The sequence below is a fragment of the Streptomyces sp. NPDC001093 genome (assembly GCF_040298985.1).
Classification (GTDB): domain Bacteria; phylum Actinomycetota; class Actinomycetes; order Streptomycetales; family Streptomycetaceae; genus Streptomyces.
Map to the genome: position 1 here is coordinate 21,098 of NZ_JBEPBF010000036.1, position 20,699 is coordinate 41,796.

Here is a 20,699-nt window from a genome sequence, read left to right on the forward strand (position 1 = left end):
TGCGGATCGACCGAAAGCCGTTGTCTACTGAGCGCACGGGCCCCACCCGGGTCACACCTTGCCGGGCCGGAACGTTCCCTCGGCGGCGCGGGCGCTGAGCCTGGCTCCCAGCGACGGTGCCCCGGTGCGGCACACCGTCCCTGACCCAGCGGCGCTGAGACGAGTTGCGGGAACGCTCCCCGGTCAGGCGTCCGGTGGTGGACTCGGCCGAACCTACCGGCCCCCGGCCGTCGACTGTCAACAGCCCCCTGGCCTGCGACGACGCCCCGAACCGTGCGGTCTTCGGGGAGGATGCGCAGGTCGGGCGGTGGCGCGGCGGCGAGCGATCGCCGCCGCGCCACCCCCGTAGATCACTCGCCCGGCCGTACGAACACCGTCCGTCCGCCCACCACGGTGCGCAGACAGACCGGCAGGTCGCGGCCCGGGGTGAGATCCGGCAGGCCGGGCGTGCCGGAGCGCGGGTCCGTCGACCAGCGGGCCACCCGGTCGTCGGGGGCCTGGACGACCAGCTCGTCGGTGCGCCAGACCGCGTAGTCGGCGGGCGCGCCCGGCACCAGGACGCCGGCGTCGTCCCGGCCCACGGCCCGCCAGCCGCCGCGCGTGTGCGCCGTGAAGGCGGCCCGGACGGAGACCCGGTGCTCCGGCGTGTGATGGAACGCGGCGGCGCGGACGGTGCCCCACGGGTCGAGCGGGGTGACCGGGCTGTCGGAGCCGAAGGCGAGGGGCACACCGGCGCGCAGCAGGGCCGCGAAGGGGTTGAGGGTGCGGGCCCGTTCGGCGCCCAGTCGCCGGGCGTACATGCCGTCCTCGCCGCCCCACAGCGCGTCGAAGGCGGGTTGCACGGAGGCGATCAGGCCCAGCTCCGCGAAGCCGGCGACCGTCTCGGGGGTGAGCATCTCGGCGTGCTCGACGCGATGCCGCGCGGCGCGGATGCGGGCGAGGCCGAGCTTCTCCGCCGCGGCGCGCACGCCCTCCACGACGGCGGTCACGGCGGCATCGCCGATGGCGTGGAAGCCGGCCTGCAGGCCCGCCTCGGTGCAGGCGACGACATGGGCGGCGACGGCCTCGGCGTCCAGGTAGGCGGTGCCGGTGTGGCCGGCGTCGGCGTACGGCTCGTGCAGGCAGGCGGTGTGCGAGCCGAGGGCGCCGTCGGCGAAGAGGTCGCCCGCCGCCCCCACGGCACCCAGTTCCCGTGCCTTCCGGACGTTCTGCTCGGCCCAGTAGCCGACCACACGCGGCCCGGGCACCGCGGCGGCGAGCTTCAGCAGGCCGGTGAAGTCGTCCTCGGAGGAGATCTGCGGGCCGCCGCACTCGTGCACCGAGCCGATGCCGAGCGAGGCCGCGTGGGCGAGGGCCGCGCGCTGGGCCCCGGCGCGCTGGGCCGGGGTGATGGCGGCGAGGGCGGCCTCGCGGACGGTGTGGTGGGCGTCGGCGGTGAGCGGGGCGTCCGCGCGGGGGACGTCGCCGGGGATCAGGTCCAGCAGGGCGGTGGTGACGACCGCCGAGTGCACGTCGATGCGGGAGAGGTACAGCGGGCGGCCGCCGGTGGCCTCGTCGAGTTCGGCGCGGGTCGGCGGGCGGCCGCCGGGCCAGCGGGCGGCGTCCCAGCCGTGGCCCAGCAGGACGCGGTCGTCCGGGCGGCCGGCGGCGAAGTCGCGGACCAGGGCGAGGGCCGCCTCCAGGGTGGGGGCGCCGGACAGGTCCAGGCCGGTCAGGGCGAGACCGGTGGCGGTGGTGTGTACATGGGCGTCGGTGAAGGCCGGGGTCACCAGGGCGCCGTCGAGGTCGATCACCTCGTCCACGCCGTCGGCGAAGGCGTCGGCGGCGCCCTCCGAACCGACCCAGGCGACTTGGCCGCGCTCCACCACCATCGCCGTGGCGAAGGGATCGGCGGGGCTGTGCACCTCGCCTCGGCGCAGCAGGACGGTCTCGGGGGGCCCGGAGTCGGCGGTGCGGTCGTTCATGGCGGACAGTTTCCCGCCCCGGCCGGCGTCGGCTGTACCCGGGGCGGCCGCAAGGCACCCGTGGGGTGATCAGATCCGGGGCGGTCGCGCCTCGTACGGCGTGGACAGCACCACCGTCGTGCGCGTCGACACCCCTGCCAGACCGCGCAGCCTCGCCAGCAGCTCTTCCAGTTCGTGCGGGGTGCCCACCCGCACCTTGAGGATGTAGTTCTCGTCGCCGGCGACGCTGTGGCAGGCCTCGATCTCGGGCACGCCGGCGAGGCGGTCCGCGATGTCGTCGGGGGCGCTGGGGTCGAACGGTTTCACCGAGATGAACGCGGTGAGCGGCAGCCCGACGGCCTCGGGGTCGACCACCGCGGCGTAGCCGCGGATGACGCCACGCTGTTCCAGCCGGCGCACGCGCTGGTGCACGGCCGACGTGGACAGCCCCGTGGCCTTGCCCAGGTCTGTGTAGCTCATCCGCCCGTCCTTGACGAGCAGCTGCACGATCTGTCGGTCCAGCTCCTCCATGGCGCCAAAACCTACAGTGCGCGTGATCTCCTGGGATAGCCGAGAGCGCAGGTCATGGCCGGTTCGATACAAAAGGCGCCGCACAGGGCCCGCAGAGGGCACCTGCACGCGGCATGTGACGAACGCCACACGTCTCGAAGGGGCTCCGTGATGTTCTCGTGATTACCGCCGAGGGCGGGCGGGAAGTGCTTGCTGTGGTCGAGGCCGCAGCGCCGTAACGGCCCAGCCTTAGGGGGAGAATCCCATGCAGAGTGTCCATCGCCCTGGTCGATCCGCGTCCAAGCGGCAGCAGCCGGTCGTCGAGCCCGAGCCGGAGGGCGTCGAACCCGACGCCCTCGACGACGAACCGGACGCCTACGACACCTTCGAGATGTACCGGGTGATCTGCCCGGACTGCGCGCAGCCGATCGCGCTGCTGGCGGACGAGCGGGTGCTGCCCGAGCACGCGCTGTGCGCCTCGCCGTGGAACCCGTTCGGCCTCACGGTCTGTGCGGGCACGGGCCGTTCGGCTGCCGACGCCCGTCCCGCGGACGAGTCCTTCGCGCCGCAGGAGCAGGGCACCGCCCTGCTGCTGACGCTCCCCCAGGGTCTGGACTGGCGCACGCAGCCCTTCTCGCACGTCGGCGGCCCGGGCTCGCGCCCGATGCGCGTACCGGCGATGCGCCGCCAGGCCGCCTGAGCCGCCTCACCGCGTCCAGTACACGCCCTGCACCATGGCGCGCAGGCTGTCGTGGTGCAGGATCAGTGTGTCCGGGTCCGCCGGGACGGCGACCTCCCCGAAGTACGCCTGCCGGTAGGCGACGCGCAGCATGACGATCGCGTGCCGCAGGGCGGCGTAGAGGGTGTGGAAGTCCATGTCGCGCGGGGTGTGGCCGGTCAGGCGCGCGTAGCAGGCCTCGACGCGGTCGCGGCGCAGGAGGTCCGGCAGTCCGCGCCGGCCGGAGGCGACCGTGAGGTCGTGGAAGAAGCGGTGCAGATAGACGATCCAGCCGAGGTCGACCTCGCGCGGGGCGAGTGCCGCCATCTCCCAGTCCAGGACGGCCACGGGGTCGAAACCGTCGTAGACGATGTTCCCGATGCGCGCGTCGCCCCAGCTGAGGACGGGTTCGCCCCCTTCACACGGCCACAGCTCCTCCAGCCGGTCGAAGGCGGCCTCGATGAGGGGTGAGCGGGGCAGGCCGTCGATCACCCAGTCGTAGTAGGCCCGTTGGGCCGTCACATGACGGCGCAGCGCGTCTCCCGGCCCGGGCCCGGCGAGGAACTGCGCCTCGGCGAGGGGCACTTGGTCGTGCAGGCGGGCCAACAGGGCGACGGTGGAGGCCTCCAGGTGCTCGCGTTCGGCGTCGCTCGCCCCGTGCAGCCAACTGCCCTCGTAGGTGTACGGCATGACGTCCGGCGGCACGCGGCCGGCGACCCGCTCCATGACGAAGAACGGCGCCCCGAGCGGGCCCGGGTCCTCCTCCAGCCACAGCACCCGCGGCACGGGCACGTCCGTGCGCTCGGCCACCAGGCGCAGGGTGCGGTACTGGCGGGCCATGTCGTACTCGGGGAAGACGGTGTACGCCGCCGGGTCCGCGGCGAGCCGCAACGCGCAGGCCCCGAAAGGCGCTTCGGGGTGCTCGAGGTCGAACAGGAGGGTCTCGCTGGACATGCCGTTGGTGGCCGGGACGGTGACCCCGGTGGCCTTGGCGCCGGGCAGCCGGGTGCCGAGCCAGGCGGTCAGCCGCCGGGCGAGCTCCTCGGGGTCGCGGGTGGTGGTACGGGGACGCGGTGCCGTGGCCATGCGGGCTCCTCCCTCAGGTACGACCGATGTCTCAAGGCGCAACCGACGCCTCAGGGTGCGACCGAGTCGAAGCCGGTGAAGCCGCTCGGGTCGTGCCGGCCGAACGAGCCGTGCTCGAAGATGCCGTAGCCGGTCCGTCCGTCCAGCCGGAAGCGGGCGGAGTGGTCGGTGACGCCGTAACCGGCCAGCGGGTGGGGCAGGGTCATGTCGTAGGTACGGCGATCCGTCCAGCCGGGGCCCCGCCACGTGCCGTGCTGCCAGTCGTCCGCCGGCGGATAGCCCGCGCCGAGCGCGAGCGGCGAGGAGGCCAGGATCTCGACGTCAAGCTTCCGCGACTCCCGCGCGTCCCCCAGATGGATGACCGCCCGTTCCGGGTGGCGGGTGCCGGAGCGGTATGCGATGTCGGTCTGCGGCCAGCCCAGTTGGCGGTCGCGCCGGCCGGGGCGGACCAGGGTGGCGTCGTTCAGGGAGCGGTGGCCGTCGGCGTCCTCCTGGGTGATGACCATCAGGAAGCGGTCCTCGAAGCGGACCGGGCACCAGATCCAGTGGAAGCCCTCGGTGGGGTGGTCCGCGGCGAGCCGCCCGCCGTCCTCGCCCGGGACGGGCCGCACGCCCCAGCTGCGGTCCCGGGTGCCGGTCCAGTCGTCCGCGGTGACCCGGAACTCCTCTCCCCCGGCCCGGAGCACGCCCTGCGCGGTACCCGCCTGGACGAAGCGGCGGCCCTCCAGGGTGAGCCGGTCGCCCCGGCGCTGGAGGTGGTGCGGCTCCCAGAGGGCGGGGAAGGCGGCCGTCCAGGTGAGGTCGTACGACAGCTGCTCGTCCTCGCAGATCAGGCGCAGCTCCCCCAGCGGCCGCGGGACCTCGATGCGCAGCGGTCCGACGGCGAGCCGCATCCGGTCCTCCCCCAGGGCGTCGGAGGCGCGTACGGCGTGCAGGGTGTCCCCGGTGCGCAGGGTGGCGTAGGCGTCGATCACGCCGAGGTTGGGGTAGACGCCGAGGCCGAGGATGAGCAGGGCGCGGCCGGCGTGGTCGAAGACGTGGAAGATGCAGCGGTCGTAGGCGTTCCGGTCACCGGTCGCCACGTGCCTCATGGACAGCGGCACCTGGTGCACCGGGTACTCGTCGAGCGGTACGGGACGGTCGTCGGCCACGGTCACCCCCTGAGCGATGGTCGGCTGACGGTACGTCAGTTGGCCGGAGGAGACCAGAGGGGGGACGGGATGGGCCTGAACTGACGCTCGATTCCGCCGGGCGGTGACCTGTCCGGCCGCTGCCGCGTTGCCCGGGTATGGCCCTCATGCACTCGGTCACCGGGCGTCAGCGCCGCATCTTCGTCCCTCGCCCCGCAGAATCGGTTCCGCCGCCGCCCGCGCCGCCGGATCCGCCCATCTACCGCGACCTCATGCGGACCTGGGCCGACCGGGGCCGGACCCTGCCGGGCCGCCACGATCCGGAGTGGATCAGGCTGGCGGCCCCGACGGTCCTCACGGGGCAGTTCAGCGGCCTTCGGGTCCCGCCACGTGACGGGCGATGACCATCCGCTGGATCTGGTTGGTGCCCTCGACGATCTGCAGGACCTTGGCCTCGCGCATGTAGCGCTCGGCCGGGAAGTCGGCGGTGTAGCCGTAGCCGCCGAGTATCTGCACGGCATCCGTGGTGACCTTCATGGCCGTGTCGGTGCAGTGCAGCTTGGCCATGGCGGCCTGCTTGGCGAACGGCTTGCCGGCGTCGCGCAGCCGGGCCGCCGCGAGGTACAGCGCACGGCCGGCCTCGATCTGGGTGGCCATGTCGGCGAGCATGAAGCGCAGGCCCTGGAAGTCGGCGATGGGGTGGCCGAACTGCCGGCGCTGCGTGGCGTAGGCGATCGCCTCGTCCAGTGCGGCCTGGGCGAGGCCGATCGCGCAGGCGGCGATGCCGAGCCGTCCGGAGTCGAGGGCGGACAGGGCGATGAAGAAGCCCTGGCCCTCCTCGCCGATCCGCCGGTCGTCGCCGACGCGGACCCCGTCGAGGTGGACCTGCGCGGTGGGCGAGCCCTTCATGCCCATCTTCTTCTCGGGTACGGCCCCGCTCAGGCCGGGCGCGTCCCCGGGGACCAGGAAGGCGGTGATCCCGCGCGGACCCTCCTCGCCGGTGCGGGCCATCACGGTGTAGAAGTCGGCGATGCCGCCGTGCGTGATCCAGGCCTTGGTGCCGTTGATCACCCACTGGTCGCCGTCGCGGACGGCCTTCGTACGCAGGGAGGCCGCGTCGGAACCGGAGGACGCCTCGGAGAGGCAGTACGCGCCGAGCAGGCCACCGCCGAGCATGGCGGGCAGATGCTCGACCTGCTGCTGCTTGCTGCCGTAGGTGGCGAGCGCGTAGGAGGCGAGCGTGTGCACGCTGACGCCGAGGCCCACGGTGAGCCGGGCCGCGGCCAGCTCCTCCAGGACCTGGAGGTAGACCTCGTAGGGCTGGTCGCCGCCGCCGTACTCGGAGTCGTACGGCAGGCCGAGCAGGCCCGCTTCGGACAGCAGGGTGAAGACCTCGCGCGGGAAGCGTCCCGCGTCCTCCTCCTCGGCGGCCTTCGGCGCGATCTCGCGCTGGGCGATGTCCCGGACGAGCGCGAGCAGATCCCGCGCCTCCTCCGTCGGCAGCTGACGCTCCACCGGCTGCGGGTCGCGGTCGGACATGGCGTCGGTCTCCTCCCTGGTCGGGCACCGGCGGTCTGGCCCTGTGGGTGGGGGCGGCTCCGCCTGGTCGTTCCATGATCGCCGAAGGGGCCCTCTCCCGGGTCTCGGAAGCGGCTGACCAGCGGCTGTGCGCTGTGAGTATGCCCGATCAGCGACCTCCCGTCACCAGTTAACGACCGCTTACTCCAAGAATCCAGTCGGAACCTGTCGTGGCCCTGGAAGCCGGCTCGAACCGTCGAGGCAGTGGTCCGGTCCTGCGGTCGGCACGGCCACCGCTCCTGCTGTCAGATGTCGCGGCGGGCCGGCTGCGGCGCCGGGTAGGCCGGGTCCAGTTCCTCGACGGCGCGCAAGGCTCCGCCGAGCGTCTTCACCAGCAGCTCGCGCATGGTGTCGCGGGACAGCTCGGGGCGGTCGATCCAGTCCAGGGTCGCGCCCTCGACACCGCACACCCAGGAAAGCAGGCCCATCCGGGCGAGCGGGGGGAGGTCGCCGCGGCCGTAGGCCCCTTCCGCGATGGTGGCGATGATCGCCTCGCGGACGCCGTCCCGGATGGCGTGCACCTCGGCGTCGAAGCCGACGCCGCCGCTGACGATGGTGCGGTAGGCGGCCTGGTGGTGCTCGGCGTAGCGCAGATAGCCGTCGACGGTGCGGTGGACGCGCTCCACCGCGGGCATCTCCGGGGCGCTGCCGGCGAAGGTGACCAGGTCGGCGACGGAGTCCTTGACGATCGCCAGGTAATAGCCGCGCTTGGACTGGAAGTAGTAGTAGATCAGCCCCTTGGCGACATGTGCCTGGCGGGCGATGTCGTCCATGGACAGCGCGTCGTAGGACGTGTCGGCGAACAACTTCCGCCCGATGGCGATGAGTTCGGCGCGACGGGCCATCGAGCGCTCGGTACCGCGCATCCGGGGACGGACGGCGGCACGCTGATGCGGCATATTCAATTTCGACCCTGTTCCAGGCGGTCGGCGGGACCTCCGCAGTATGTCAGAACATGCCGCACACGTGAGCGGGTCGCGTCAGAGCAGGCCGAGCTGGGTCACGAGCATCGCGAGGACCGCCACGAGGACCCAGCCCATGACGTGCTCGAGGATCTTCGGGCCGTCCTCCTGGGGGCCGCCGGTGCGGGCGCGGGGGGCGGTGGCGGGGTGTGCGGTCATGCTGGTTCTCGCTCAGGTCGGTGGTACGGGCGCGGTCCCCCCGGCCCGCCCGTCCACCTTGCCACCCGCGGCGGCGGGTGCGGCGATGAGCTTGCTCACAGGGTCGGCGCGCAGCGGCGGGGCGTAGACCAGCGCCGCGGTCAGCGGGGATCGGTGGGGTGCCGGTCAGGGTGAGGGCGAGACCGGATCGGAGGACGATGCCCGTGCCGGCGCCGCTGAGGACCGCTCCGGTGCGGAACAGGGCGCGCTTCATGCGCTGGATGCTCCTGTGCCCCGAGGCCCGCAGCGTGTCCCTGCCGGACTGGCTGCGGGCCGCGTGCGCCGCCCGCCCCCGGTCGCGGCAGACGGTCAGTGGATCCCGACGCTCCGCAGAGCACGGCGCTGGCCCGGTGCAGGGTGGGCCGGAAAGTAGAGGTAGCAGACTCCCCCGCTACCGGAGACGACCTTGCCGGAGGCGTTGTACCGCTTGGTCCTGAGCCAGATGTTCTCGAACTCCCGGCGCAGATAGACCCGTCGTACCGCGTCGTCGCTCGGCGAGGCCGGGTCGTTGGCGATCACGTCGCCGTCCGCGGTGAAGCCGATCACCGTCATCAGATGGCCGGAGGTGCCGTAGCCGGCGCCGGTCAGCTCGGTCTTCAGGAAGGACTGGGACGTCATGGCCGGGATGCCTGCCGCGATCAGCGTTTCCAGGTCGGTGAGCGAGGCGAGGCGGGTGACCACACCCTGGATGCCCTCGAAGGTGGCCGCGTAGGCGGCGTTGAACGGCCAGTTGCCGCAGCCCTGGTACTGGTAGTCGTAGGTGAAGCGGGCGGCGTGGTCCACCTGGGGGTCGGCGTAGGAGGGGTCGACCCAGGAGAGCTGCCCGGGGGTCAGCCGGCCGCCCCAGTACTCGATGATCATCTGTGAGGAGGTGGGGCTGCACCAGGCCTCGCCGCCGTTGTCGTACTGCGGGTACTGGCCCTTGTGGATCTCCTGGGAGTAGCGCGGTACGACCAGTTCCCGGGCGAGGCCGGGAGTGGAGGCGGGGACGGTGAAGCGGTCGGGGATGTCGGACCCCATGGCGCCCAGCCGCCACACGGTCGGCGTCAGGTGCGTCCCCGGCCTGCGGTAGAGGGTGAGACGCAGCCGGTACGACGTCAGGCGCAGGCCGGTGCTCGCGTCGTCGATGGCGAAGGTGTCGGTGGAGATGGTGCTCTTGCCGTCGGCCTGGCCGTCCACCGAGGTCCGCTTGATGTCCTGGTCACCGGCTGCCCAGCGGCCCATCACGTACCACGGGGTCTCGGTGCCGTCGGAGTACGTGCCCTGGAGCTCCACCTGGAGCCAGGTGCCCTCGGGGGTGTGGGCGTTCCAGGAGGAGACGACCTCGGTGGCGGGGACGGTGAGCCGGTGGACCGGGGAGGTCCAGGTGGCGTACTCCCAGGTGGCGGTCGTACCGGTGTGCGGATCGGTGTAGTCGGTGCGGCTGGCGGGGGCGCCGATCACGACGCCGGGGCGGGCGCCGGCGACGGCCCGGACGCCCTGGGCGGCGCCGAGGCGCCACTCCCGGTACGTGGTCCAGGCGTGGTAGTCGACCGTGCGGGCCTGCGCCTCGCCGGTGTCGTCGGCCTCGGCGGCGGGTCGCTGCGCGGCGGCGGCAACGGGGGCCGTTCCGCCGGCCGCCGCCACGGCGACGGCTGCGGTGAGGACGGTTCTGCGGGACGGCTGCTGGGCTCTGCTCATGGGCGCGATTACCCCCAGGTGTCCGGTGATCCGGTGCGGTTCGTGCGCCAACTATGGAGCAGGCGGCATGGCGCTGCCAGCACTTCTGCGCATGCCACGCCATCAATATTGGTCTGGGCCACTGGAGGGCCCGAAGGGGCGCGGGGCGGTACCCCTGTGCGGCTCCGCCGCGTGGGCGCACCACACCCCGCGCCACCCGTGGTGCCCGGCGTCAGACGAGATCCATCGCCGCGACCTCGTCGGGCCGGCCATAGCTGATCGGCCCCTGGAAGCGGCGGCGGGCGGTGGCCCACCACCACACCGTCGCCACGACCAGGACGGCACCGAGCGCGATCGGCGCGTAGTTGAAGGAGTCGACCGTGATCGGCGAGGCCTGCGGCAGCATGAACAGGACGCTGCTGAGCACGATCCAGATCACCGCGAGCCAGCCGACCGGCCGCCCCCAGCGGCCCAGGTGCCAGGGCCCGGGCTGGAACTCGCCACCGAGCCGCAGCCGCAGGAAGATCGGCACGGCGTAGGCGAGGAAGAGACCGACCACGTTGACGCTGACGATCGCGGTGAAGGCGGTGTGCGACCACCAGCCGGGCACCACCAGGGCCACCGAGCAGACCACCGCGAGCCACACCGCCTTCACGGGCGTCCGGGTGCGCGACGAGACCGAGTGCCACCAGCGGGAGCCGGGCATGGCGCCGTCACGGGAGAAGGCGAAGATCTGCCGCGTGTTGCTGGTGAGGTTGGCGAGGCCGCAGAAGAGCATCGCGCCGATGACGATGAGGAGCATGACCTTGGCGGCGCCGAGGCCGAGGCCGTCGATCAGAATCTGGACGGGCGGCGCCGCCGAACCGGCCTCCTTGGCGTAGTCGCCAATGCTGTAGACCAATGCCAGCATCAGGATCAGACCGGTGATCGCCGAATAGCCGATGGCGCGGGTGATCCCCTTGGGCGCGTTGACCGTCGCGTGGACCGTTTCCTCGGACATGTGGAAGCTGCCGTCGAACCCGGTGAACGTCCAGCTTGTGACCAGCAGACCGAGCAGGCCGCCGTAAAGGCCGCTCGAGAAGCCGGTGTTGTTCTCGAAATGCGTCACGAAGGACGCCGGCTGATGATGACCGGGGATCACTATGAGTGCGCCGACGATCACGACGAGTCCGATCAGCAGCCACCACACGGAAATGCGGTTCAGTACGGCGACGAGCTGCACGGTATAGGTGTTGGCGAGGCCCTGCACGACGATGATCAGGGCCGTGATCAGCACCGTCTGGTGCATGGTCGGCCGGTAGGACGGCCACTGCAGCTGGATGAAGGCCTGGATGAAGGTGGCCGCCGCATAGCCGGTGGCGGCGGTGCCACCGATCTGGCCCACGAAGTTCAGCCAGCCCGTGTACCAGGACCAGGCACCCTTGTGCCGCTTTGCAAGTTTACCGGCGGAGAAATACAGGGCACCGCTCGTCGGATACGCCGAGGCGACTTCCGCCATGGCCGCACCGATGAGCAGTACCATGACGCAGACCCCGATCCAGCCGAAGACGAGAATACGGGGGCCGCCCGCGTTCATACCGAATCCGAAGGACGAGAAAATACCCGAGAGGATATTGATGATGGTGAACGAGATCGCGAAATTGTCGAACGCCTGGAAGCGCCGAGTGAGTTTCCGCGGATAACCCATCGCATGCAGGGTCGCGTCATCGTCGAACGCGACCGGGTCCTCGCCCGCGCGGGCCTTCGCCCCGCGCGTCGATGTCCGTTCCGACACGGTTCGGCCTTTCTCTGAGGGAATCTCCGGGTGAATCCGGGTGCAGGTGCGGAGCAGGTGCAGATCAGTCGGGCCGGGGGACGGGCAGTCCGCAGACGCGCCGGGCCCGGGAGAGCTGCTCGGCGGGGTCGCCGAAGGCACTCCAGGGCATGCGCGAGGCGTACGGGCCCATGGCCGTGAACACCGCCCGGGCCTCGAACTCACGCTCGGCCATGACCAGGGCGTGCGCGAGGTAGGCGAGGTCGAGCACCGGAGTGAAGCGGTAACGGCTCACCGCGGGCAGCCAGTTCTGGTAGATCGCCAGCGCGGTGGAGCGCCACTGCGGCTGTTCCCAGACGCGGTCGGCGAGCAGCCGGGTGGGGTTGTAGCTCTCCACCAGGGCCACCAGCGGCAGCAGCCGGAGGGCGGAGTCGGCGGGCGCCCGCTGGCTGAGGAAGGCGGCCACGTCCCAGGCGGCGTTGACCGATCCGCCGTACCGCGTGAAGAAGCACGACAGGAAGCGGTGGTGGCCCTCGCGGTGCCAGGGATCCAGCGACAGGACGTGCGAGAACAGCCGCCAGGGCCCGGGCGGAGCGGTGAGCAGGCCGTGCGGGGCCGGGTCGCGCAGCCGGTGCAGCCGGGCCATGGCGAGCTTGGCGACCCAGGGCGTGGGGTCCTCGGGGGCCATGGCGGAGGCCCGGTCACAGGCGGTCAGCGCGATCCGCTCCAGGGCCTCGGCGCGCTCGTCGCGGGCGTCGGCGGCCCGCAGCGCGCGCTGCACCGCGACCCGGGCCCACATCAGCGCGGACTCGGGCGTCGGCTCCTCGGCGAGCCAGCGCTCGACCAGATCGGTGCCGGCCGCCTCCGAGGCGAGGACCAGCGAGCGATGGGCGCGCAGGGCGAAGTCGGTACGCGTCTCGGCGAGGGCCTCGTACGCGTATCGATAACGTCCGGCGCGCACATCGACGCATACGCTCGCCAGGACACGGTCGTCGGCCGCCGGATGCCACACATAGTGCCCCTCGAATAACTCCGCGGCCATGTCCCCCTGCCAGTACCCGTACGGCGCACAGCGGTTGCGCTGGAGGGCACCCTACTCAGCGGCGGGCACACCCGGAACGCCTAATTCGACATATCGGTCAGGGGATTTCGCGAATGTTTATCCAGGCCATTGACTGGCCGCCAGCCGGTGATTCAAAACGCGACGACAACTACACTGTTCCGGAAACCGCCCACACCCACCCACCCCGGGAACCACCATTCGTGACCTCGCCGCCCGGCTGCGCGGGCTTCCCCCCTCCCTCGGGCCGGTCCGGCTGATCGGCGTCGACGGGCACGCCGGCTCGGGAAAGTCCACCTTCGCCGGGCACTTGGCCACCGCGCTCGGCGGGGCTCCGGTGCTGCACCTCGACGACGTCGCCAGCCACGAGCAGCTCTTCGAGTGGACCGACCGGCTCACGGACCAGGTGATCCGGCCGTTCGCCCGGGGCGAGAGCGCCTTCTACGCGCCCTACGACTGGCGCGCCCGCGGCTTCGGAGCGCCGCGCCCGCTGCCGGCCGCACCCGTGGTCCTCCTCGAGGGCGTCGGCGCCGGCCGCCGGGCCCTGCGGCCGTATCTGGCCCTGCTGCTGTGGATGGAACTGGCCCGGGAGGAGTCCTGGACGCGTGGCCGGCTGCGGGACGGGACCGAGCAGCGGGAGTTCTGGAAGGGCTGGGTCGAGGCGGAGCAAGCGCACTTCACCGCGGACCCTTCGCGCCCCCATGCCGATCTTCTGGTGCTGCAGACGCCAAAGGGGTACGAGGTGCTGCCGGGCCCCGGGTCAACTCGTGGACCGGACCAAAGCGTGACCCAGAGTGACGAATCTTCCGCGTTGTGGTGAAGTCGTGAAGACCCTTGCGGGGGAACTTCTCCCGGTGCCTCAACTCCGCTTGACCGGGGGGCCGTACAGGTCTTACGTTCTCAATGAGCGGTCATTCGGGACCGCCCCCGCACGCGAAGCCCCCGGTTGTTCCCCCGTGACCGGGGGCTTCGTTCTGTCTGCCCACCTTTTTCCGGGCGCCCCGCGCACCGATCCGCTCACCCTCGGTCACCGATCCGTGCGCGCCCCGTCTGCTCCCACCTCGCCAAACGGCCCGTGCGGCACCCTTCGGCACGCGGTCGTCGCGCGGGTACGATGCCCTCGGTGCGACCTTCGAGGCTGCCTCGCGCACCTGTAACTCCGGTCCGCGGAAAGGCGGTTCGACCGCGGCGACGTCGGGCGACTGCCCGGTGGTGAACCACGGGGGCACGGTCTGTGGGGGGACGGGATGGACTTCGGCACGCAGGGCCCAGAGGCCCCGGCCGACCTGGCCTGGCTGCGGGGTGTGGACGCCTACACGATGGGCGCCTACCCGCAGGCGGAGGAGGAGTTCCGCACCGCGGTGCGGATGGACCCGGGCATGGCCGACGGCTGGCTCGGGCTGCACGCCCTCCGGGTCGACACGACGACCTCGCTGCTCAGGATGTTCCGGCACCGCGAGCGCTTCGGCGAACAGCGCGCCCGGCACCGCCGCACGCTCAACTCCTGGTACTGGCTGGGCTGGTGGGTGCAGCCGGTGCTGGAGAGCCCGCGCGATCTGCTGCTCGCGCACGCCTCGCACTGGCTGGACGGCCGGCACGTGCCCGAGCTGGACCGGGCGCTCGCCGGGCTGCCCCCGGTCGACACCGACCCGCAGGTCCGCTTCCTGCACGCCTGCCGCGCCTATCTGGTCAAGGACTGGGAGCAGCTGGTACGGCACACCGACCCACTGCTGGACGATCCCATGCTCGGCATCGAGGCGGGCCTGTTCGGCGGCATGGCCAGGGTCCGGCTGGAGATGTACGGCCAGGCCGAGCCCCTGCTGTCGGCGGCACTGATGCGCTGCCGCAGCGAGCAGCCGCAGCGCAAGGAGCTGCGCTACTGGCTGGCGCGGGCGCACGAGGGCACGGGACGCTCGGCGGCGGCGCTCCCCCTGTACCGGGCCGTGCACCGCGTCGACCCGGCCTTCATGGACACCTCGGCACGGCTGGCGGCGATCGCCGAGGGCGACGGGTACGACGAGACCGCCGACCTGGCGGCGATCACGCTGACCGGTGCCGGGCAGGACAGCGTGGACGGGCCCGACGGCTTCGATCCGCTCTTCGGCACCGAGGGGCGTGATCTGCGGCTGCCGGAGCCGGATCTGCCGACGGGGCCCCTGCCGTCGGTGACCGATCCGGCGGTGCGGATCAGGACCGGTGTCTCCTCGTCCCCCATTCCGGCCGGTCCGACCGATCCCGCCCTGCTCGAGGAGGCGCTCGCCGAGCTGGAGCGCATGGTGGGGCTGGAGCCTGTGAAACGCCAGGTCAAGGCGCTGTCCGCGCAGTTGAACATGGCCCGGCTGCGGGCCGGGCAGGGGCTGCCGGTGCAGCCGCCGAAACGGCACTTCGTCTTCTCCGGGCCGTCGGGCACCGGCAAGACCACGGTGGCCCGGATTCTGGGGCGGGTGTTCTACGCGCTCGGGCTGCTCGGCGGTGACCATCTGGTCGAGGCGCAGCGGGCGGACCTCGTCGGCGAGTACCTCGGGCAGACGGCCGTGAAGGCCAACGAGCTGATCGACTCCGCGATCGGCGGGGTGCTGTTCGTGGACGAGGCGTACTCGCTGTCCAACTCCGGGTACGGCAAGGGGGACGCGTACGGCGACGAGGCCCTGCAGGTGCTGCTGAAGCGGGCCGAGGACAACCGGGACCACCTGGTGGTGATCCTCGCCGGCTATCCGGAGGGCATGGACCGGCTGCTGGCCGCGAACCCCGGACTGTCCTCCCGGTTCACGACCCGCGTCGACTTCCCCTCCTACCGGCCGCACGAACTCACCGAGATCGGCAAGGTGCTGGCCGCGGAGAACGGGGACGCATGGGACGAGGAGGCCCAGGAGGAACTGCGCTCGATCGCCGGGCACGTGGTCGAGCAGGGGTGGATCGACGAACTGGGCAACGGCCGGTTTCTGCGCACGCTCTACGAGAAGAGCTGCGCGTACCGGGATCTCCGGCTGTCGACGTATGCGGGCGCGCTGTCGCGGGAGGACCTGGCGACGCTGCGGTTGCCGGATCTGATGCAGGCGTACGGGGAGGTGCTGTCGGGGCGGGGGCCGCACGATCCGTCGGGCATGTAGCAGCGCCCCGAAGGGGGCGCGGGGCCGTGTTCGCCATGCGGCCCCCCGCGCGGGCGCGACCGGCCACAACGCACCGCCGGCCGCGCCGCTCCCCGCACCACCCGGGCTAGGAGGCGAGCACCTGCTCCGGCTCCCCGCTGTTCCGCGGCTCCGGCATCTCGCGATGTGCCGGATCCCGTACCTCGCCCACCAGCAGCTCCAGGACGTCCTCCAGGGCCACCAGACCCAGCACCTTGCCGGAGGCGTCCGCGACCTGGGCCAGGTGCGTGGCCGCGCGCCGCATGACCGTGAGGGCGTCGTCGAGCGGCAGCTCGGCCCGCAGGGTGGCCATGGGGCGCCAGACCTGTTGCGGGACGGCACGGTGGGATTGCTCCAGGTCGAGGACGTCCTTGACGTGGACGTACCCCATGAAGGGGCCCTTGTCCGACGCGGCGACCGGGAAGCGTGAGTACCCGGTGCGGGCCGTCAGCTCGACGATCTGGCCCGGGGTGACCGACGGGGCCACCGTGACCAGGGACTCCCGGCGCAGCAGGACGTCCGTCACCGGGCGGGAGCCCAGTTCCAGGGCGTCCTCCAGGCGTTCCCGCTCCTCGGGGTCGAGCAGGCCGGCCTGGCCGGAGTCCTCCAGCAGGCGGTTGAGCTGCTCGCTGGTGACGACGGCCTCGACCTCGTCCTTGGGCTCGACGCGGAAGAGCCGCAGGATGGCCTGGGCGCAGGCGCCGAGGGCCACGGTGATCGGCCTGCACAGGCGGGCGAACCAGACCAGGCCGGGGCTCAGCCACAGCGCCGCCTTCTCGGGGGCCGCCATCGCGAGGTTCTTCGGCACCATCTCGCCGATGACCAGGTGGAAGAAGACCACGGCCGCCAGCGCGATGACATAGCCCAGCGGGTGGACCATGCCGTCGGGGAGGTGGACCGCCGCGAACACCGGCTCCAGCAGATGCGCCACCGTCGGCTCGGCGACCGCGCCCAGCGTCAGCGAGCAGACCGTGATGCCGAACTGGGCCGCGGCCATCATCTGGGGCAGGCGCTGAAGGCCGTAGAGGACCTGGCGGGCCCGCGCCGTACCCAGCGGTTCGATCTGGCTGCGGCGCACGGACACGAGGGCGAACTCGGCGCCGACGAAGAAGCCGTTGGCGAGCACGAGCAGCGCGGCGAAGACCAGTTGGAGGACGCTCATCGGGCGGCCTCCATCACGTTCGCCGCCGGGGCCGTCCTGACCAGGCGGACCCGTTCGGCGCGGTAGTGGCCGACCTGGCGGACCGAGAGCCGCCAGCCGGGGAGTTCCGCCTTGTCACCGGGGGCCGGGATACGGCCGAGCAGGTCGGCGACGAGTCCGGCGACCGTCTCGTACGGCCCTTCGGGCACGTCCAGGCCTATGCGCTGGAGGATGTCGACGCGGCAGCTGCCGTCGGCGTCCCAGGCGGGCCGGCCGTCCTCCGGCGGGGCGGGGGCCAGCTCGGGCATGTCCGTGGCGTCGTGCTCGTCGCGGACCTCGCCGACGAGCTCCTCGACGATGTCCTCCAGGGTGACCACGCCCGCCGTGCCGCCGTACTCGTCCACGACGACCGCGATGGGCTGCTCGGAGCGGAGCCGGGCGAGCAGGGGCTGGACCGGCAGGGTCTCCGGGACCAGCAGCGCCTTGCGGGCGATGCGGGTCACCGGGGTGCGCAGGCGGTCGTGCACGGGGACGGCGAGGGCGTCCTTCAGATGGGCCATGCCCACGATCTCGTCGATCTTCTCCCGGTAGACGGGGAAGCGGGACAGGCCGGTGGCCCGGGTGAGGTTGACGACGTCCTCGGCGGTGGCCGAGTCCTGGAGGGCGCTGACCTTCACGCGCGGGGTCATGACGTGCTGCGCGGTCAGCTCGCCCAGGGACAGGGTGCGGACGAACAGGTCGGCCGTGTCCTGTTCCAGGGCGCCGGCCAGCGCGGAGTGCCGGGCGAGCGAGACGAGTTCGCCCGGGGTGCGGGCGGAGGCCAGTTCCTCGGCGGGTTCGACGCCGAGGGCCCGCACCAGCCGGTTGGCGACGGTGTTGAGCGCGGCGATCACCGGGCGGAACAGGGAGGAGAAGCGGTGCTGGGGGCCGGCCACGAACCGGGCGACCGGCAGCGGCTTGGACACCGCCCAGTTCTTGGGCACGAGCTCGCCGATCACCATCTGGATCGCGGAGGCCAGCAGCATGCCGACGATCACGGCGACACCGGAGACCGCGCCGTCCGGGATGCCGGTGGCGGCGAACGGGCCGTGCAGCAGCCCGGCCAGGGCCGGTTCGGCGAGCATGCCGACGACCAGGGAGGTGATGGTGATGCCGAGCTGGGTGCCGGAGAGCTGGAAGGACAGCTCCTTGAGCGACTCGGCCACTCTGCCGGCCCGGCGGTCGCCCTCGGCGGCCGCCTTCTCGGCGTCCGTGGCCTCGACGGTCACCAGGCCGAACTCGGCCGCCACGAAGAATCCGTTGGCGAGGATCAGCAGGAAAGCCGCTCCCAGGAGCAGCAGGGAGATGGTCACGCTGCCACCGCCTCCCCGGTATGTCGGGTCGGGGCGGCGCAGGTACTACAGGACGATCCGTCCATCGCTGGAGGGAGTCACTCCTCGGGTAGCAGGAACCCCTGTGCACCGGGTGGTGCCCCAGGGGCGGAGGCGCAGCGAAACGGCCTCCGTCACCAGATTAATCAAGACACGGGCCAGTGGGGCAGAGTCGGCGACCCCGAGTCAGCCCCGGTCTGTCCCCGAGCCGCCCCTGATCCGGCCCGGGCCGACCCCGATCCGCCCCGATCAGCCCTGGTCCTCGACCGGGTGGGCCGCGGAACGGGCCTCGGCGAGGGCCCGCAGGGCCTGCGCGTCGGCGATGGCGCGCTGCTTGGCGAGTCCCGGCTGGATGCCGAGCGCGGGCAGGCTGGTGCCGTCGCTGAGGTTGAGGAACACCCAGGGATCCCCCGGACGGAGGTTGACCTGGACGATCTCCGCCCACTCCAGGTGCCGCTCGCCGACGATGTTGACCACGGTGACACCGGACTCGTCGGCGACGACCTTCACCCGGGCCAGCTGGGCCAGCGCCCAGAAGATCAGCGCCCCGGTGACGACGAAGCTCGCCCGCTCCCCCGGGCCGAGCTGCTCCAGCAGCATCGCGACCCCGGAGATGGTCAGGAAGATCGCGACACCGGCGGTGAGCAGGATCACCCGGGTGTGGCCGGGCCGGAAGGTGACGGGAAGGGCGGGGAGGGCGGGAACGGAAGGGGCCTCGGACATCTCGGTGCGCACCCCTTACAGGCGGCAGGCGTGGATGGCCGTGGTGAGGATGGCGCGGGCGCCGATGGCGTAGAGGTCGTCCATGATCCGCTGCGCCTCCTTGGCGGGGACCATGGCACGGACCGCGACCCAGCCCTCGTTGTGCAGCGGGGAGACGGTCGGGGACTCCAGGCCGGGGGTGAGCGCGACGGCCTTCTCCAGCTGCTCGACGCGGCAGTCGTAGTCCATCATCACGTACGTCCGGGCGACCAGGACGCCCTGGAGGCGGCGCAGGAACTGCTGGACCTTCGGCTCGGCGTCCTCCTCGCCGTCGGCGTCGGTGCGGCGGATGACGATCGCCTCGGACTTCATGATCGGCTCGCCGAAGACCTCCAGCCCGGCGTTGCGCAGGCTGGTGCCGGTCTCCACGACGTCGGCGATGACCTCGGCGACGCCGAGCTCGATCGCGGTCTCCACGGCGCCGTCGAGGTGGACGACGGAGGCGTCGACGCCGCTGTCCTCGAGGTGCCTGGCCACGATGCCCTCGTAGGAGGTGGCGACCGTCTTGCCCTTGAGGTCCTCGACGCCGCCGGCGGTGCCCGGCCTGCCGGCGAAACGGAAGGTGGAGCGGGCGAAGCCGAGCGGCAGGATCTCCTCGGCGTCGGCGCCGGAGTCGATCAGCAGGTCGCGGCCGGTGATACCCAGGTCGAGGCGGCCGGAGGCGACGTAGATCGCGATGTCGCGCGGGCGGAGGTAGAAGAACTCCACCTCGTTCCCCGGGTCGACGATCCGCAGCTCCTTGGACTCGCGGCGCTGCTGGTAGCCGGCCTCATGCAGCATCTCCGCCGCAGGGCCGGACAGTGAACCCTTGTTGGGGACGGCGATGCGCAGCATGAGGTCGGATTCCTTTGCGTGAAGGGGTTTCTACGGCTTTTCGGCTTGTGCGCGGGCGGACTACAGGTGGGCGTAGACGTCGTCCAGGGAGATCCCGCGGGCGACCATCATCACCTGGACGTGGTACAGCAGCTGGGAGATCTCCTCGGCGGCCGCCTCCTTGCCCTCGTACTCGGCGGCCATCCAGACCTCGGCGGCCTCTTCGACGACCTTCTTGCCGATGGCATGGACACCCTTGCCGACCAGTTCTGCGGTGCGGGAGGTGGCGGGGTCGCCGTGGGCGGCCTTCTGCTGGAGCTCGGTGAAGAGCTCCTCGAACGTCTTCTTGGACATGGTGTCCTTACCCTACGCGCTCCGGCCGGTGCCTCAGTGCCAGGGTTCGGATACTGAGCGGAGCGTCGCCGCGGTCGCGACCGCGGCGGTCACCGCCTCGTGGCCCTTGTCCTCGCCCGAGCCCTCCAGGCCGGCCCGGTCCAGGGCCTGCTCCTCGGTGTCGCAGGTGAGCACGCCGAAGCCGACGGGCACGCCGGTCTCGATGCTGACCTGCGTGAGGCCCTGGGTGACGCCCTGGCACACGTAGTCGAAGTGGGGGGTGCCGCCGCGGATCACGACGCCGAGGGCGACCACGGCGTCGTAGCCGCGCCCGGCCAGCACCTTGGCGGCGACCGGGAGTTCGAAGCTGCCGGGGACCCGGATCAGGGTCGGCTCGTCGATCCCCAGTTCGTGCAGGGCGCGCAGGGCGCCGTTCACCAGACCGTCCATCACCTTCTCGTGCCACTGCGCCGCGATGACGGCGACCCTGAGGTCGCTCGCGTTGCGTACGGACAGTTCCGGTGCACCCTTGCCGCTCACGTGTCTCCTAAGTGC

At 72.0% G+C, this 20,699-nt stretch carries 19 protein-coding genes; 3 read left to right on the forward strand and 16 right to left on the reverse strand.

All coding sequences use genetic code 11. From position 1 onward, the window contains the following. Nucleotides 1-350 precede the first annotated feature (350 nt). Both ABT288_RS19740 and ABT288_RS19745 read right to left on the reverse strand, forming a co-directional pair. Nucleotides 351-1,964, reverse strand: a complete 1,614-nt coding sequence (locus ABT288_RS19740) for an amidohydrolase (protein WP_351609185.1) — start codon at nucleotides 1,962-1,964, stop codon at nucleotides 351-353. Nucleotides 1,965-2,033: 69 nt separating this feature from the next. Beyond that, nucleotides 2,034-2,474 (reverse strand): Lrp/AsnC family transcriptional regulator, encoded by a 441-nt coding sequence (locus ABT288_RS19745; RefSeq protein ID WP_351609188.1) that lies wholly within the window; start codon nucleotides 2,472-2,474, stop codon nucleotides 2,034-2,036. 244 nt (nucleotides 2,475-2,718) lie between these two features. Here ABT288_RS19745 and ABT288_RS19750 point away from each other — a divergent pair, with 244 nt between their 5' ends. Next, a complete protein-coding gene (locus ABT288_RS19750; protein ID WP_351609191.1) occupies nucleotides 2,719-3,153 on the forward strand; it encodes a hypothetical protein in 435 nt (144 codons plus the stop codon). A 6-nt stretch (nucleotides 3,154-3,159) separates the two neighbouring features. On the opposite strand, the gene ABT288_RS19755 is transcribed toward ABT288_RS19750, so the two are convergent. The 8 genes from ABT288_RS19755 to ABT288_RS19790 form a co-directional block, all read right to left on the reverse strand. Further along, nucleotides 3,160-4,257 carry a phosphotransferase family protein gene (locus tag ABT288_RS19755; protein WP_351609194.1) on the reverse strand — a complete coding sequence of 366 codons (1,098 nt, stop codon included), beginning with the start codon at nucleotides 4,255-4,257 and terminating at the stop codon, nucleotides 3,160-3,162. Between the two features lie 50 nt (nucleotides 4,258-4,307). After that, complete coding sequence (locus ABT288_RS19760; RefSeq protein WP_351609196.1) at nucleotides 4,308-5,408, reverse strand: Rv3169 family protein; 1,101 nt, start codon at nucleotides 5,406-5,408, stop codon at nucleotides 4,308-4,310. A 345-nt stretch (nucleotides 5,409-5,753) separates the two neighbouring features. Then, nucleotides 5,754-6,926: an acyl-CoA dehydrogenase gene (locus ABT288_RS19765; protein WP_351609199.1), complete on the reverse strand. Its 1,173-nt coding sequence runs from the start codon at nucleotides 6,924-6,926 to the stop codon at nucleotides 5,754-5,756. 284 nt (nucleotides 6,927-7,210) lie between these two features. After that, nucleotides 7,211-7,864 (reverse strand): TetR/AcrR family transcriptional regulator, encoded by a 654-nt coding sequence (locus ABT288_RS19770; RefSeq protein ID WP_450862851.1) that lies wholly within the window; start codon nucleotides 7,862-7,864, stop codon nucleotides 7,211-7,213. A gap of 81 nt (nucleotides 7,865-7,945) precedes the next feature. Then, nucleotides 7,946-8,086 (reverse strand): SCO1431 family membrane protein, encoded by a 141-nt coding sequence (locus ABT288_RS19775; protein WP_351609204.1) that lies wholly within the window; start codon nucleotides 8,084-8,086, stop codon nucleotides 7,946-7,948. Between the two features lie 348 nt (nucleotides 8,087-8,434). Further along, entirely contained in the window at nucleotides 8,435-9,805 is a 1,371-nt protein-coding gene (locus ABT288_RS19780; RefSeq protein ID WP_351609207.1) for a C39 family peptidase, read from the reverse strand. A 211-nt stretch (nucleotides 9,806-10,016) separates the two neighbouring features. Further along, on the reverse strand, nucleotides 10,017-11,558 hold the full coding sequence (locus ABT288_RS19785; RefSeq protein ID WP_351609306.1) for an amino acid permease: 1,542 nt from the start codon (nucleotides 11,556-11,558) through the stop codon (nucleotides 10,017-10,019). A 64-nt stretch (nucleotides 11,559-11,622) separates the two neighbouring features. Beyond that, complete coding sequence (locus tag ABT288_RS19790; RefSeq protein ID WP_351609210.1) at nucleotides 11,623-12,579, reverse strand: hypothetical protein; 957 nt, start codon at nucleotides 12,577-12,579, stop codon at nucleotides 11,623-11,625. Nucleotides 12,580-12,796: 217 nt separating this feature from the next. On the opposite strand from ABT288_RS19790, the gene ABT288_RS19795 reads away from it, so the two are divergent. Next, a complete protein-coding gene (locus ABT288_RS19795) occupies nucleotides 12,797-13,417 on the forward strand; it encodes a uridine kinase family protein (protein ID WP_351609309.1) in 621 nt (206 codons plus the stop codon). Between the two features lie 427 nt (nucleotides 13,418-13,844). Then, complete coding sequence (locus ABT288_RS19800) at nucleotides 13,845-15,707, forward strand: AAA family ATPase (RefSeq protein ID WP_351609213.1); 1,863 nt, start codon at nucleotides 13,845-13,847, stop codon at nucleotides 15,705-15,707. Between the two features lie 106 nt (nucleotides 15,708-15,813). On the opposite strand, the gene ABT288_RS19805 is transcribed toward ABT288_RS19800, so the two are convergent. The 6 genes from ABT288_RS19805 to ribH all read right to left on the reverse strand — a co-directional run bounded on the left by ABT288_RS19805 (nucleotide 15,814) and on the right by ribH (nucleotide 20,684). Then, a complete protein-coding gene (locus ABT288_RS19805; protein WP_351609216.1) occupies nucleotides 15,814-16,887 on the reverse strand; it encodes a hemolysin family protein in 1,074 nt (357 codons plus the stop codon). Further along, nucleotides 16,884-18,218, reverse strand: a complete 1,335-nt coding sequence (locus ABT288_RS19810; RefSeq protein ID WP_351609219.1) for a hemolysin family protein — start codon at nucleotides 18,216-18,218, stop codon at nucleotides 16,884-16,886. Before ABT288_RS19810 ends, ABT288_RS19805 begins: the two co-directional genes overlap by 4 nt. Before the next feature lie 267 nt (nucleotides 18,219-18,485). Beyond that, nucleotides 18,486-18,959, reverse strand: a complete 474-nt coding sequence (locus ABT288_RS19815; RefSeq protein ID WP_351609221.1) for a PH domain-containing protein — start codon at nucleotides 18,957-18,959, stop codon at nucleotides 18,486-18,488. A 15-nt stretch (nucleotides 18,960-18,974) separates the two neighbouring features. Beyond that, the gene (gene hisG / locus ABT288_RS19820) at nucleotides 18,975-19,832 is read right to left on the reverse strand and encodes an ATP phosphoribosyltransferase (RefSeq protein ID WP_351609223.1); all 858 of its coding nucleotides are present in this window, start codon (nucleotides 19,830-19,832) and stop codon (nucleotides 18,975-18,977) included. A gap of 60 nt (nucleotides 19,833-19,892) precedes the next feature. Then, nucleotides 19,893-20,165 (reverse strand): phosphoribosyl-ATP diphosphatase, encoded by a 273-nt coding sequence (locus tag ABT288_RS19825; protein WP_023552153.1) that lies wholly within the window; start codon nucleotides 20,163-20,165, stop codon nucleotides 19,893-19,895. Between the two features lie 33 nt (nucleotides 20,166-20,198). Next, nucleotides 20,199-20,684 (reverse strand): 6,7-dimethyl-8-ribityllumazine synthase, encoded by a 486-nt coding sequence (gene ribH / locus ABT288_RS19830; protein WP_351609226.1) that lies wholly within the window; start codon nucleotides 20,682-20,684, stop codon nucleotides 20,199-20,201. Nucleotides 20,685-20,699: the final 15 nt, after the last annotated feature.

What these genes read in the sequence shown, in the direction of transcription:
- ABT288_RS19745 (WP_351609188.1), bottom strand. Translation starts at nt 2,474, where the DNA reads ATGGAGGAGCTGGACCGACAGATCGTGCAGCTGCTCGTCAAGGACGGG.
- ABT288_RS19775 (WP_351609204.1), bottom strand. Translation starts at nt 8,086, where the DNA reads ATGACCGCACACCCCGCCACCGCCCCCCGCGCCCGCACCGGCGGCCCC.
- ABT288_RS19800 (WP_351609213.1), top strand. Translation starts at nt 13,845, where the DNA reads ATGGACTTCGGCACGCAGGGCCCAGAGGCCCCGGCCGACCTGGCCTGG.
- ABT288_RS19815 (WP_351609221.1), bottom strand. Translation starts at nt 18,959, where the DNA reads ATGTCCGAGGCCCCTTCCGTTCCCGCCCTCCCCGCCCTTCCCGTCACC.
- ABT288_RS19790 (WP_351609210.1), bottom strand. Translation starts at nt 12,579, where the DNA reads ATGGCCGCGGAGTTATTCGAGGGGCACTATGTGTGGCATCCGGCGGCC.
- ABT288_RS19765 (WP_351609199.1), bottom strand. Translation starts at nt 6,926, where the DNA reads ATGTCCGACCGCGACCCGCAGCCGGTGGAGCGTCAGCTGCCGACGGAG.
- ABT288_RS19825 (WP_023552153.1), bottom strand. Translation starts at nt 20,165, where the DNA reads ATGTCCAAGAAGACGTTCGAGGAGCTCTTCACCGAGCTCCAGCAGAAG.
- ABT288_RS19755 (WP_351609194.1), bottom strand. Translation starts at nt 4,257, where the DNA reads ATGGCCACGGCACCGCGTCCCCGTACCACCACCCGCGACCCCGAGGAG.
- ABT288_RS19770 (WP_450862851.1), bottom strand. Translation starts at nt 7,864, where the DNA reads ATGCCGCATCAGCGTGCCGCCGTCCGTCCCCGGATGCGCGGTACCGAG.
- hisG (WP_351609223.1), bottom strand. Translation starts at nt 19,832, where the DNA reads ATGCTGCGCATCGCCGTCCCCAACAAGGGTTCACTGTCCGGCCCTGCG.
- ABT288_RS19780 (WP_351609207.1), bottom strand. Translation starts at nt 9,805, where the DNA reads ATGAGCAGAGCCCAGCAGCCGTCCCGCAGAACCGTCCTCACCGCAGCC.
- ABT288_RS19805 (WP_351609216.1), bottom strand. Translation starts at nt 16,887, where the DNA reads ATGAGCGTCCTCCAACTGGTCTTCGCCGCGCTGCTCGTGCTCGCCAAC.
- ABT288_RS19740 (WP_351609185.1), bottom strand. Translation starts at nt 1,964, where the DNA reads ATGAACGACCGCACCGCCGACTCCGGGCCCCCCGAGACCGTCCTGCTG.
- ABT288_RS19750 (WP_351609191.1), top strand. Translation starts at nt 2,719, where the DNA reads ATGCAGAGTGTCCATCGCCCTGGTCGATCCGCGTCCAAGCGGCAGCAG.